General features: G+C 58.6%; 13 protein-coding genes. 5 read left to right on the top strand and 8 right to left on the bottom strand.

Going from position 1 to position 12541, the window contains the following annotated elements; translation table 11 throughout:
• Positions 1–4 precede the first annotated feature (4 nt).
• Positions 5–793, top strand: a complete 789-nt coding sequence (locus tag ACVWY8_RS04190) for an ABC transporter ATP-binding protein (protein ID WP_414383649.1) — start codon at positions 5–7, stop codon at positions 791–793.
• Here ACVWY8_RS04190 and purU read toward each other — a convergent pair whose 3' ends face one another.
• The 3 genes from purU to ACVWY8_RS04175 form a co-directional block, all read right to left on the bottom strand.
• Positions 794–1642, bottom strand: coding sequence for a formyltetrahydrofolate deformylase (purU, locus tag ACVWY8_RS04185; protein WP_414413463.1), 849 nt, complete (start codon positions 1640–1642; stop codon positions 794–796). It abuts the gene before it with no gap.
• 64 nt (positions 1643–1706) lie between these two features.
• Positions 1707–1967: a hypothetical protein gene (locus tag ACVWY8_RS04180; protein ID WP_414423726.1), complete on the bottom strand. Its 261-nt coding sequence runs from the start codon at positions 1965–1967 to the stop codon at positions 1707–1709.
• Between the two features lie 3 nt (positions 1968–1970).
• Positions 1971–2264 (bottom strand): TatA/E family twin arginine-targeting protein translocase, encoded by a 294-nt coding sequence (locus ACVWY8_RS04175; protein ID WP_457396839.1) that lies wholly within the window; start codon positions 2262–2264, stop codon positions 1971–1973.
• Between the two features lie 245 nt (positions 2265–2509).
• Between ACVWY8_RS04175 and secA the strand changes: the two genes are divergently transcribed.
• Positions 2510–5383, top strand: coding sequence for a preprotein translocase subunit SecA (secA, locus tag ACVWY8_RS04170; protein WP_457392916.1), 2874 nt, complete (start codon positions 2510–2512; stop codon positions 5381–5383).
• 16 nt (positions 5384–5399) lie between these two features.
• Here secA and thyD read toward each other — a convergent pair whose 3' ends face one another.
• Positions 5400–6320, bottom strand: a complete 921-nt coding sequence (thyD, locus tag ACVWY8_RS04165; RefSeq protein ID WP_457392919.1) for a thylakoid membrane protein ThyD — start codon at positions 6318–6320, stop codon at positions 5400–5402.
• Positions 6321–6586: 266 nt separating this feature from the next.
• Between thyD and ACVWY8_RS04160 the strand changes: the two genes are divergently transcribed.
• Positions 6587–7204: a slr1601 family putative cell division protein gene (locus ACVWY8_RS04160; protein ID WP_414389690.1), complete on the top strand. Its 618-nt coding sequence runs from the start codon at positions 6587–6589 to the stop codon at positions 7202–7204.
• 11 nt (positions 7205–7215) lie between these two features.
• Here the strand turns inward: ACVWY8_RS04160 and hemB are convergent, their stop codons facing one another.
• On the bottom strand, positions 7216–8202 hold the full coding sequence (gene hemB, locus ACVWY8_RS04155; protein WP_457392922.1) for a porphobilinogen synthase: 987 nt from the start codon (positions 8200–8202) through the stop codon (positions 7216–7218).
• A gap of 25 nt (positions 8203–8227) precedes the next feature.
• Entirely contained in the window at positions 8228–9187 is a 960-nt protein-coding gene (locus tag ACVWY8_RS04150) for an alpha/beta hydrolase (protein WP_457392925.1), read from the bottom strand.
• A 386-nt stretch (positions 9188–9573) separates the two neighbouring features.
• On the opposite strand from ACVWY8_RS04150, the gene ACVWY8_RS04145 reads away from it, so the two are divergent.
• Complete coding sequence (locus ACVWY8_RS04145; protein WP_011434021.1) at positions 9574–9690, top strand: photosystem II reaction center protein I; 117 nt, start codon at positions 9574–9576, stop codon at positions 9688–9690.
• 274 nt (positions 9691–9964) lie between these two features.
• A complete protein-coding gene (locus ACVWY8_RS04140) occupies positions 9965–11182 on the top strand; it encodes an RNA-guided endonuclease InsQ/TnpB family protein (RefSeq protein ID WP_457392927.1) in 1218 nt (405 codons plus the stop codon).
• A gap of 98 nt (positions 11183–11280) precedes the next feature.
• Here the strand turns inward: ACVWY8_RS04140 and ACVWY8_RS04135 are convergent, their stop codons facing one another.
• Together ACVWY8_RS04135 and ACVWY8_RS04130 are read right to left on the bottom strand one after the other, a co-directional pair.
• Complete coding sequence (locus tag ACVWY8_RS04135; RefSeq protein WP_457392930.1) at positions 11281–11706, bottom strand: hypothetical protein; 426 nt, start codon at positions 11704–11706, stop codon at positions 11281–11283.
• A gap of 177 nt (positions 11707–11883) precedes the next feature.
• Positions 11884–12522: a biotin transporter BioY gene (locus tag ACVWY8_RS04130; RefSeq protein ID WP_414374831.1), complete on the bottom strand. Its 639-nt coding sequence runs from the start codon at positions 12520–12522 to the stop codon at positions 11884–11886.
• Between the last annotated feature and the right edge of the window lie 19 nt (positions 12523–12541).

Genomic DNA, 12541 nt, shown 5'->3' with positions numbered 1-12541 from the left:
TGTCGTGCATTTGGAAGTGGTCGGCCTGAGCAAATCCTTCCCCACCCGTCGTGGACCTATCTTGGCTCTGGATGGGGTGAATTTGCATGTGGAGTCGGGGGAGTTTGTCTGTGTGGTGGGGGCTTCCGGCTCTGGTAAAACCACCCTACTGCGCCTGATTGCCGGGTTGGAGCAGCCTAGCCGAGGATCCATCAGCGTCGATGGGGAGCCGGTGATTGGGCCGGGAGCGGATCGGGGAGTCGTGTTCCAGTCCTACACCCTCTACCCCTGGATGACCGTGGCGGAGAACGTCGGCTTTGGCCTGAAATTGCAGGGGGTAAAACGGCAGGAAAGGGAAGCCCGTGTGGATTATTTTCTGGAGATCGTCGGTCTAGAGCGTTTTGCTAAGGCCCTGCCCAGGCAGCTTTCGGGCGGTATGCAGCAGCGGGTGGCCATTGCCCGAGCTCTGGCGGCCCAACCGAAGATTTTGCTGATGGATGAGCCTTTTGGCGCTTTGGACGTGCAAACCAAGGAGACGATGCAGGAGTTTTTGCTGGATCTCTGGCAGCGCACGCGCACCTCAATTTTGATGATTACCCACGATGTGGAAGAGGCCGTCTTTCTGGCCCAGCGCATCTATGTACTCACGTCCCATCCTGGGCGGGTGAAACGGGAGCTCCGGGTTGATTTCCCCAGTCGGCGCGACTACAGTCTCAAGCGCACTTCTTCCTTCCAAGAGGTGAAGGACGAGATCTTGGCTCTCCTACGAAACCAGAAAGGGATCCCGTTGAGCGACGCTGCGCCCGCGGGCTGATCAGGCAAACACCACCGTTTTGTTGTGGTACACCAGCACCCGATTCTCCAGGTGATACCGCACTGCCCGTGCCAGGACTAGGCGTTCCATGTCGCGGCCTTTGCGGACGAGGTCGGCAACGGTATCGCGGTGACTGACCCGCACCACGTCTTGCTCGATGATCGGCCCTTCGTCCAGATCTTCGGTGGCATAGTGGGCAGTCGCGCCGATGATCTTCACCCCCCGTTGATGGGCGCGGTGGTAGGGGTTGGCTCCGGCAAAGGCGGGCAGGGTGGAATGGTGAATGTTGATGACCGGCGGGGCTTGGCGGAGCAGCGACCCACTCAAGACCTGCATGTACTTGGCCAACACCACCAGGTCAATTCGATATTCCTGCAGGAGAGCGAGCTGACGGGCTTCGGCTGCGGCTTTGCCCTCTGGAGAAACGGGGATGTGGTAGTAATCGATACCGAAGGAGCGGGCCACCGATTCCAGGTCGGGGTGATTGCTGATGATCAAGGGGATCTCGGCGGGCAGTTCTCCCGCCCTTTGCCGCCAGATCAGATCCAAAAGGCAGTGGCTTTGCTTGCTGGCCCACAACGCAATGCGACGGCGAGTGTCGGAAAAATGCAGTTCCCAGTTGGCTTGGATCCCACGGGCAATACCCGAAAAGGCGGGGACAATTTCCCCTCGCTCCAGTTGGAAGCCCTGCAAGTCCCACTCGATGCGGCTCAAGAACAGTCCTGCCTCGGGATCCGTATGGTGATCGGCGTGAATGATGTTGCCGCCGTAGCTGTAGATGAAGCTGGAGAGCTTGGCTACCAGCCCTTTTTGATCGGGGCAAGATACCAACAGGGTGGCACTGGGCATAGGTGGACAAAAAGCCTCAACCTTCTTACCGTAGGGCTGGGTTTTACTGAGGAGCAAGCCGTTTTCAATCTACCCGGTTGATCTCTTCCAATAGCCAGGGATCCACCGGCTGGCCATCCCAACGCTTCAAGTCGATGCGAATCCACATCGCCGCAGAAGAGCCGGCAGGGGGCAGTTCCTGGTGAAACGAGATCTCATAGTCAGACGGGTTTTGGCCATGCTGCCGCAGCCAGGTCTCCACCTTAGCAGGAGCAAAGTAGGACTGCCCTTGCTCGAACAAGCGCGTAATTTCCAGGCCGAAGCAAAGGGGGTTAAAGCGGGGCATAGACTAAGCAGCGTCTGCGGTTTGAGCGTCGTCGGCTGCGGATGGGACGGGATCCGTCTCTGGGGGGGGCGTATCGGCAACTGACTCGGTGACTGCTGTTCGGGAAGCCTTGGGAGTGGCAGCAGCCGTTGTCCCGCGGGTGGCTTTCTCCAGCTCTTGGGCCTCTTTGTTCAGTTGCGCCTCGAACTCTCTGGAAGCATCCTGCAGGCTGCGCAGGGTTTTGGCCAGCGTGCGACCGATCTCCGGCAGTTTGCGGGGCCCGAAAACCAGAAGAGCCACCGCAAAGATAACCAACATTTCCGGCAGTCCAACACCCAAAAAATTCATGAGCTTTGCAGAGTACGGTTTGCTCGGGATCCCTTCCCTAGACTGACATTTTCTCGCCGCGGACTGCAAGTAACTGCCGGCTCTCCTCATCTATCCGATGGCTCTGGTGTTTTGCTCTCAGCTCATCCAGGCCAACCTCTCCCTGGCCGGCCAAGTCAAAATGGTAGAATTGCATCGTTAATCAATCAATGTCCTTCATTGGCCTAGGCTTGCCCATGCTCCAAACCCTACAAAAGCTCCTCGGGGATCCTAACGATCGGAAGATCCGGCGGTACCGTCCTGTCGTCAAGTTGATCAACTCGCTGGAGATCGAGATCGCCTCTCTTTCGGATGCGGAGCTCAAGGCCAAGACCACAGAGTTTCGCCAGCGCTTGGACAGAGGAGAATCTCTGGACGATCTCTTGCCGGAGGCGTTTGCCGTGGTGCGGGAGGCCGCCAAGCGAGTTTTGAACTTGCGCCATTACGACGTACAGCTCATCGGCGGCATGGTGCTGCACGAAGGCCAGATTGCCGAAATGAAAACCGGCGAGGGGAAAACCCTGGTCGCCACCCTGCCTGCCTACTTGAACGGCCTGACTGGGAAGGGGGTTCACATCGTTACCGTCAACGGCTACTTGGCGCGGCGCGACTCGGAGTGGATGGGGCAGGTGCACCGTTTCTTGGGCCTGACGGTCGGCCTAGTGCAAGAGGGCATGTCACCCGAAGAAAAGCGCCGCAGCTACAACTGCGACATCACCTACTGCACCAATAGCGAGCTGGGCTTCGACTACCTGCGGGACAACATGGCCACCGATATCAAAGAGGTGATGCAACGGCCCTTTAACTACTGCATCATCGACGAGGTGGACTCAATCCTTATCGACGAGGCCCGCACTCCCCTGATCATCTCCGGTCAGGTGGCTCGCCCCTCCGAAAAATACCTGCGGGCAGCCCAGGTGGCGCGGGAGCTGATCCGAGATGAACACTATGAGGTGGATGAAAAAGCCCGCAACGTCATCCTTACCGACGAGGGGTTTGAAGCCGCCGAGCGGTTGCTGGGGGTCTCTGACCTGTTTGATCCCAAGGATCCCTGGGCGCACTTTGTCTTTAACGCGGTGAAGGCCAAAGAGCTCTTCATCAAGGATGTCCACTACATCGTCCGCAACCAAGAGGTGGTGATCGTGGACGAGTTCACCGGGCGGGTGCTCCCCGGCCGCCGCTGGTCTGATGGGCTGCACCAGGCGGTGGAGGCCAAAGAGGGGGTGCCGATTCAAAGCGAGAGCCAAACCCTGGCCACCATCACCTACCAAAACCTTTTTCTGCTCTATCCCAAGCTTTCCGGCATGACGGGCACAGCTCGCACTGAGGAGGCCGAGTTCGGCAAAACCTACAACCTGGAAGTTACGGTGATCCCCACCAACCGACCCATCCGCCGCAAAGATGCCCCCGACTTGGTGTACAAGACCGAAAGGGGCAAGTGGCAAGCGGTTGCCGAGGAAATTGCCCACATGCACGCCCAGGGGCGCCCCGTCCTTGTGGGCACCACCAGCGTGGAAAAATCCGAACGCCTCTCGGCCATGCTCAAGGAAATGGGGATCCCCCACAACCTCCTCAACGCCAAGCCAGAAAACGTGGAGCGGGAGGCGGAGATCATTGCCCAGGCGGGGCGAAAAGGCGCTGTAACCATTGCTACCAACATGGCCGGTCGAGGCACGGACATCATCTTGGGAGGCAATGCGGAGTACATGGCCCGCCTCAAGCTGCGGGAACGGCTGATGCCCAAGCTGGCTCAATTGGACGCCGACAACCCCTTGGGATCCGTTCAGATGGTGGGACGGGGGGGTGGCCAGGGATTTGGTGGGACAGCACCCAAGCCGAAAAAATCCTGGACGGTGGTCTCCCCCAATTTTTACCCCTGTGAGCTGTCGGCCCGCACCAGCCAAGCCTTGGACGAAGTGGTGGCGGCAGCGGTGACCAAGTACGGGTTGAACCGTCTGCCGGAGCTGGTGGTGGAAGATCTTATTGCGGTGGCGTCGGAGAAAGCGCCGGTGCAGGATCCGCTAATTTTGCAACTGCGGGAGGTTTACAACAGCATCAAAGCCGAGTACGAAAAAATTACCGAGGCCGAGCACGAAGAGGTGGTGAGGCTGGGGGGCCTGCATGTGATCGGTACGGAGCGCCATGAATCCCGCCGTATCGACAACCAGCTGCGGGGCCGCGCCGGGCGACAAGGGGATCCCGGCTCTTCGCGGTTTTTCCTCAGCTTGGAAGACAACCTGCTCAAGATTTTCGGTGGCGAGCGGGTAGCCAAGCTCATGGACATGTTCCGGGTGGAGGAGGATATGCCCATCGAGCACCCGCTGCTCAGCAGCAGCCTGGAGAATGCGCAGAGAAAAGTGGAAGTATACTACTTCGACATGCGCAAGCAGGTGTTCGAGTATGACGAGGTGATGAACAACCAGCGGCGGGCCATCTACTCAGAGCGGCGGCGCATCTTGGAGGGGGAAAACCTCAAGACCAAGATCCTTGACTATGTGCGCAAAACCGTTGGCGAGATCGTGCGAGCGCATGTCAACCCAGAGCTGCCCCCGGAAGAGTGGGAAATTGACAAGCTGACCGCCAAGATGCAGGAGTTTGTGCCGCTCCTGAAGCAAAACCTCAAGGTTGAAGACCTGCGGGATCTCTCCTACGAGCAGATCTTGGACTACCTGATCAAGCAGGCAGAACTGGCCTATGAGGCCAAAGAGGCTTTTCTGGATACCTTTGAGCCCGGTTTGATGCGCAAGGCAGAGCGCTTTTTCCTGTTGCAACAGGTGGACACCCTCTGGCGGGAACACCTGCAGCAGATGGAGGCGCTGCGGGAAGCTGTGGGCCTGCGAGGCTACGGTCAGAAGGATCCCCTGATCGAGTACAAGAACGAGGGCTACGAGCTGTTCCTGGAGATGATGGACAACATCCGCCGCAACACGGTGTACAACCTATTCATCTTTACTCCCCAAATTGTGCAAGTGCCCCAGGCATCGCGACCGGCTCCGGCACCCACTGCGGCTGCCAGCCCTGATCCCAGCTCTGCTTCAGGGGTGGTGGAAGCCGATTTCACGGAAGAATAATTGGCGTAGAGAGAAGTCAGCGGGGGAGGAGGATCTGTCGTAATGCCTCTTTCAGTTGTGGGTACTGGAAGGTAAAGCCCATCTGCAAAGCCGCTTGCGGGATCACTTTCTGCCCCGTCAAAACCACTTGAGCTGCCTCGCCCAACAGCAGTTCCAACGCCAGCTCCGGCACAGGCAACCAAGAGGGGCGACCCAAGACCTGGCCTAAGGTTCGGCAAAACTCTTCCATCTGCACCGGGTTGGGAGCGGTGGCGTTGAACACTCCGGATCCCTGCTCCAGCAGGAAGCAGACCAAGCTCACCCAATCCTCGCGGTGGATCCAAGACAGCCATTGTTTGCCGGAGCCGATCGTTCCGCCGATAAAAAATTGGAAGGGAGCCAACATCTGCCCCAGCGCTCCTCCATCCGGCCCCAACACAATCCCTGTGCGCACGATGGCCAAACGGATCCCCAATTCCTCAACCGGCCGGGCGGCAGCTTCCCAAGCTTGACAGACTTCTGCCAGAAAATCTTGGGCTGGGGGATCCGTCTCCGTCAGGGGATCCCCTTCTGGATGGGATCCGTAGTAACCCACCGCCGAGCTGCTGATCATCACCTGGGGCTTTTGGTTGAGGGAGGCGAGGGCTTGGACAAGGGCCTGGGTGGTTTCCACACGGCTACGACGGATTTCTTTTTTCTTGGTCTCTGTCCAGCGAGAAGAAGCCAAAGGCTCTCCGGCCAAGTTGACAATCCCCTCGTACCCTTCCAGGGCGGCTGCCCAGGCTTGCGGTTGGTAGGGATCGTAGGGCAGCAGCTTGAGGTTGGGGGATTCCCCCAAAATGCGGCGGGCCTGCTCCAGGCGGCGGGTCAAGACCAAAACCTGATCCCCTTGCTCCAGCAGACGGGCCACCAAGCGACGCCCGATAAAACCACTTCCACCCGTGATGACAATGCGCATGATGTGGATCCGACTTGCATCTGCACAAGCCCTGTGCCGCCCTTGTCCTTTGAACGGTGCAGAGCCTTTCCGCTATTCGAACCTCTAGCCTAGCGCGTTTCCTGCCCCGCGTTGGCCATTGCCTGGGATCCCGCCATCCGTTTGCTGAGCTTGGCGAAGTGGCAGAGCCCAAGAAAGCCCAAGAATAAAAATGTTTTGCGGCAAAGCCTGACACACCTGGAAAAATCGGCTTCAATAGGCCCTAGCTGCGCTTCTTGGCAGCAGAGGTGGTTCATCGTCCCCCTATTTTCTTCCCTTCACCCGTGACACCCAAGTCTTCTTCCCGTACCCCGGCTCGCCACGTGTCTATGCGTGCAGAGCAGGTTGCTGGGCCGCGGCTGGACATCTCTGTTGCTCCACGAGTGCATCGCTCCCAAGGGCAGGGATCCCTGGTTCGGGCAGGGTTTCCCTCCTCTCTCCCAATTTCCGGTCGGCGGACGATCCCTGTCCAGCGCTCCCGCCGGCGCGGACGGCAAGAACCTGGCCACGAGCCTCAAGTCTGGGAGATGGCCTGTCACATCGGGGTGAATGTCTTGTTTACGGCGGCTGCCCTCAGTGGTTTGTATCGCCTCTTGCCGGTGCAGTTGGCTCAGCACCACCGGCTCCAGGTTCTGGAGCGGCATATCGAGGTCTTGTCCACTCGGATTTCTCGGCTGCAGGAGGGGGTGGATCGAGGTATGGATCCCTTGCAGCAGGAGGCCCTGATCAAGGAACGGCTGAATCGGGTGCCACGCAATCAAATTCAGGTGCGTTTGGTGGATCCCAGTACCTGGGTGGCGGACGACGAGAAGAACACCCACCCTTCCTGGATCGGGCAGTCCACCCAGCCGTCTGCCAGGCCGTAGGCTGCCTCTGCCTAGGCTTGTTTGAGAAGCAGGGCCACCTCTTTGGCAAAGTAGGTGAGGATGATATCGGCGCCAGCCCGCTTCATGGCCAGCAGGGATTCCAACATCACTTTTTTGCCGTCGATCCAGCCCTTTTGTTCGGCGGCTTTGATCATGGCGTACTCGCCGCTGACGTTGTAAGCGGCCACGGGCAGATCCGTTGATTCCTTGACTCGGTAGATGATGTCCAGGTAGGCCAGGGCCGGCTTCACCATCACCATGTCCGCCCCCTCGGCTTCGTCCAGCTCCACTTCCTTGATGGCTTCCCGAGCATTGGCGGGATCCATTTGGTAGGTTTTTTTGTCTCCGGATTTGGGCGCGGATCCCAGGGCATCGCGGAAGGGGCCGTAGAAGGCAGAGGCATATTTGGCAGAATAGGCCAGGATCGCCACATCGGTATAGCCTTGGTCATCCAGGGCCTCCCGAATGGCGCCGACGCGACCATCCATCATGTCCGAGGGGGCCACAATGTCGGTTCCCGCCTCTGCTTGGGAGAGGGCTTGCTTGACCAAAACTTCCACCGTCTCGTCGTTGAGGATCACCCCATCCCGCACAATGCCGTCGTGGCCGTCGCTGTTGTAAGGATCCAAAGCCACATCGGTTACCACCAAGATCTCGGGGATTTCCTGTTTAATCCGCCGCACCGCCCGCTGGATCAAGCCCTCTGGGTTGAAGCACTCCCGCCCGGTGGGATCCTTTTTCTCTTCCGGCACCACCGGGAACAGGGCCACCGCCGGGATCCCCAGTTGAGCGGCTTCTTCCACCTCCTTTAGCAGCAGGTCTAGGGTGTAGCGGTAGCAGCCGGGCATCGACTCCACTTCCTGCCGCTGGTTCTCCCCCTCCATGACAAACAGGGGATAGATCAGATCCTGCACCCGCAGGTGGGTTTCCTGCACCATCTGGCGGAAGGCCTCTGTGCGCCGCAGCCGACGGGGACGGTAGATCAGGTCTTGGCTCATGAGAGCAGGGGGAAAGAGGGCGTTTCTATTTTGCCATGAGGTCGGTAGGGGCTGAGTTGGTCGTTGGGCGAGGGGCGACATCCGGGGCAGAGGGAAAATGCCGAGCCAGCCAGCGGTGGAGGGTCTCTTTTACCGCTTCCGCTTGGCAGTCGTGTAAAAGATCGTGGCGCGACCGGGGAAAATCGTGGATTTCTCCCTGGGGCAGCCGACGGGCAAAATCCACAGCTCCCGCAGGATTGACGACGATATCGGCGGAGGTGTAAAGCAGCAAAACCGGCAGGCGGAGCCGATGGGCTTGGTCGAGGCAGCGCTGTCCACTGCGCACCAGTTCGGCTGTGAATCTGGCCCGCGTTACACCACACATGTGGGGATCCGCCGCAAAGGCGGCTTGCTGCTCGGGTAGGGAAGTCACCCGCGCCGGCTCGTAGAGGCCAGTTAAGGCCAGCTGGGGAATAACCCTGTCCAAAACTTGCAGAAGGGCGTGGGTAAAAGGGGTGAAATAGTGGTCGATGCGAAAAGCCGGAGAGATGAGAACCAGGCCCTGCACTTGGTCGGGATGGGCGAGGGCATATTCCGTAACCCAGTTGGCCCCCGCGCTGTACCCGCACCAGATCTGCGGGATCCCTTTCTGCGGCCAAATCTGCTGCGTGATTCTCTCCAGATCGGCTTGATATTGGCTGAAGCGGTCGATCCAGCAGCGGATCCCGCCGGAGCGACCAAATCCCCGCATGTCGGGAGCCAAAACCTCCCACCCTTGAGCAGCCAACTCGCCGGCCAAAGGGCAAAACCCGCCGCCGTGATCCCCTTTACCGTGCAAAAGCAACACCCGTCCGCAAGGGGATCCCTGGGGCCAGTGGTGCAGAAAAGCCGGGATCCCATCGGAAAGCAGCAACTCCTGGGGCCGATAGATCCCCGACGCAGTTTGCGGCTGAGTTTCCGACCGCCCATCCAGAGCCTCTAAGTCACCTAACCGATCAAAAGGCATGGGCAAATCCAACACACGTCCGGCAAGACCCGGCAAAGCCACAAATCCTATCTTCCTATGTCCCAGTCGCCCGCGAGCGCTGCCGCCGCTGAGGAGCGGCAATCTTTGTTTCCAGTCCAAAATATTTCTTAACAATCTCTGCTCTTGCCGGGGATCCCCGACATGCCGGGCTTTGCAGCCTTTTCTGAGGATGGGATGAAAGGATCTCTCGGGGGGAGACTGGGGCCATTTGCGGGAAAAAGGCCCTCTGAGAGGTATGATGTTGTGAAGAAGTTTTGCGGGGTCTCAGGTTTGACGGGATCCCCTCTCTGGGGTGGTTCACCCTTGTTTTACGATTGCCTTATCGCTTCATCAGTTCACTCAGTCGGAAACGGGTTGCTGAAACTATGCTGTTACTGAAAATCTCTGTTTACGCGGTTGTCATCTTTTTTGTGGGGCTTTTTGTGTTTGGTTTTTTGAGCAACGACCCCTCCCGCAACCCCAACCGTCGAGACCTGGAGTAGGGGATCCCGCCTTGGGCAGCTTGCGAACTCCAGTGATAACTGGCTCATCGCTTGAGGGAGCATGCCTCTGGCCCTGTTTTTGCCGAACCTTGCTGGTTGCCCTAGCTATGGGAGAACGGATGCCCAGGGAGCTCCTGCTGGCGGGGTAGCGACAAAGTTGCTGCTGGTCATGGGTTGCAGCAGCGGTGAGTGAGATTCAGCTAGAAATCGCAGGAGCCCCGCACTGTACCCGTAGGGTCAGTGTCGGGAGGAATGCGGAAGTTATGATAGAACCATGACCCAAGTCCTGACCGTCTCCTGCAAGCTCAAGGTGTCCCAGTCGCAAGCCGCAAAGTTGGATGCGACAATGGATGCCTTTGTGCAGGCGTTGAACTGGGTCAACCAAAACACACCAGAAAAAGTAGTCAACGCAGTCAAACTCCAGTCCCTTTGCTATTACCAGATTCGCGCTCGGTTTGGCTTGTCCAGTAACTTGGCAAGGACTACGTCCCGCTTACGCGACCAGCAGGTCTGCAGACGGCTGGCCGGTGCCCGTAAAGTTGCCCGACAGAAAAACCGCCCCGTCAAAACGTTCAAAGGGGGCTTCGCTACCTACGATGCCCGTATCTTTTCGTTTCGCGAGAAAGACTGGACGGTGTCGCTGACCACGGTTGGGGGTCGAGAGCGCTTTGAGCTGGCGATTGGCCGTTACCAGAGAGAACAGTTGGCAGGCTCCAATCCCAAATCTGCCACTCTGGTCAAGCGCAAAGACGGTTCCTACTCCATTCAAATCTGTGTGGAAACGGAACCGTGCCCACCGCAAGGCACGGATAGAGTGCTGGGCGTGGATTTGGGAAGGACGGATATTGCTCATACATCGGAAGGAGATAACTGGAATGGACAGCAGTTGAACAAAGTCCGAGAGCGCTACTCCCGGTTGAGGGCGGTACTCCAACGCAAAGCCGGTAAGGGCACCCGCAGTTCGCGGCGCAGATGCAGAGAACTGTTGCAACGGCTGTCTGGCAAGGAAAGACGCTTTCAAACGTGGGTCAATCATCGCATCTCTAAAGCTATTGTCTCTAGGGCAAAAGCTACCAACAGCGCTATCGCTCTGGAAGACCTGACAGGGATCCGGGAAAGGGTCAATCAACAGCCACGCAGCAAAACCGAAAGGCGCAGGGCCAACAGTTGGGCGTTCTACCAACTACGTCAGTTTCTGGAATACAAGGCGAGGGTTGCAGGGGTTTCTCTGATTCTTGTTCCGCCTGCCTACACGTCGCAGACCTGCCACCGGTGTTTGCACATCCATCCCGACCCTGCGCAATCCTATCGCAGTGGTAAGTCGTTCAAGTGTGGGCACTGTGGATGGGAAGGAGATGCGGACTTGAATGGTGCAAACGTAATTGCGCTCTTGGGGGCTGCCGTAAACCAGCCTAGAGGTTCGTGGTTGGCTTGCCAACTGCAGGGCTACCGAAAGCCCGCCCTGTACTGCGAAGCAGTCAGGGTCGGGTAGTTTACTCTTGTTGCAACTCCGTCCCGCTGGCACGACCTGTGGCGGCCATTCCCCTCTGGAGTGAATGGCCTCGCCTCAAAGCTGGCAACTCGGCTGGCTCACTGGAAGGCGGTAATCAGCAATGTCTGGGATCCAGAGCGATTTTGTTGGTCAAACGCGGTGATCCGGAACTGCCAAACGCCGATGGGATCCCCGAGGGCAACGCGGAAATCGGTACTGAAGCTACAAAAGGTGGCCCCAGGGTTACAGCCGGCCTGCTGTGGGCTGAAGAATTCCCTTTGCACGCGCACGCCGCTGGGGTTGAAAGTTTCCAGCTCGAGGAACTGCGTTGGACGAGCACCGCCGGGCACACTCACCTGCACCGTGAAGGCCGGCGTGGAGGTGCCCACCCGCACCGAGGTGGGCGCATTGATAAACGAAACCGTTGGGCCTTGGGGTGGGGGCAGGATCGAGCCCCCTGAGCTGCCGCCATCTCCACAAGCAGCCAGCCCAGTGGCCAAAAGGGTCAGAGCAGTCCGTTGCATCCCTCAGTTCCTCACGCAAACCCATCCATCCTGGCAAGACTTGACCAGAATCTGTACCACTTGAGCGGCACAGCTCTAAGTTACTTTTCTAAGTTACTTTCTGCCTCTGCAGCTTGAGAAAAGATGCGCCACGACCTAAATCTGCATGGGCCTTTGCGCAGAGTTGATTCCCTTGCTTCAGAGCAGCAGCAAGCGCCGCAACAGCAACGCTATCACCGCAACAAAGCTGGCCACGATGAGCTGTCCCGGCAGAGTATAGCCGGAGTAAAGCCCTATCAACCTCAGCAACTCCCCATTCCAGGGTTGTGTGGCCAAAAGGTAGAGAATCCCGGTCAGGTGAACCAAGGCCAAAGCCACCAAGCTGCCGGATCCCAACTCTTGGAGGCCCACCGGGGAGTCAGGGATCCCTTCTGCCCACCGCTTGGCATCGGCAGCGCGTTGGTGGGCCGGGGGAGAAGGGTAGGGATCCCGTTGCGGAAAAGCAATTGTCCCGCAGGCCCAAGCTCCCGGCAAAAACCCCAGCAAGTAGCCAAAGGCAGGCTGGTATAGGTACTGCCACCCTCCCCCTTGGGCAAACACCTGTAGCCCTGCCAGCCCCAACCCCAGGTAGACGATCTGGGCGCACACCGCCGCCACCGGCCCCGCCAAACAAGCCGTCAGCAACACGCCCCCAATTTGCAGCGAAAAGCTGTATCCCCCCAACCCAGGCAGCCCGGGCGGAAAACTCAAATGGGTTAGGGTGCCCAAAATGGTCAGGAGGACCCCAATCGCCGTCCAAAGCCATTCCAGAGGAGTTAAGAGCAAGCCAGACCGCATAAACCGAGAGGAAATTTTT

It is taken from the genome of Thermostichus sp. OS-CIW-32, assembly GCF_054060415.1.
This window is presented reverse-complemented; position numbering and strand designations above follow the sequence as displayed.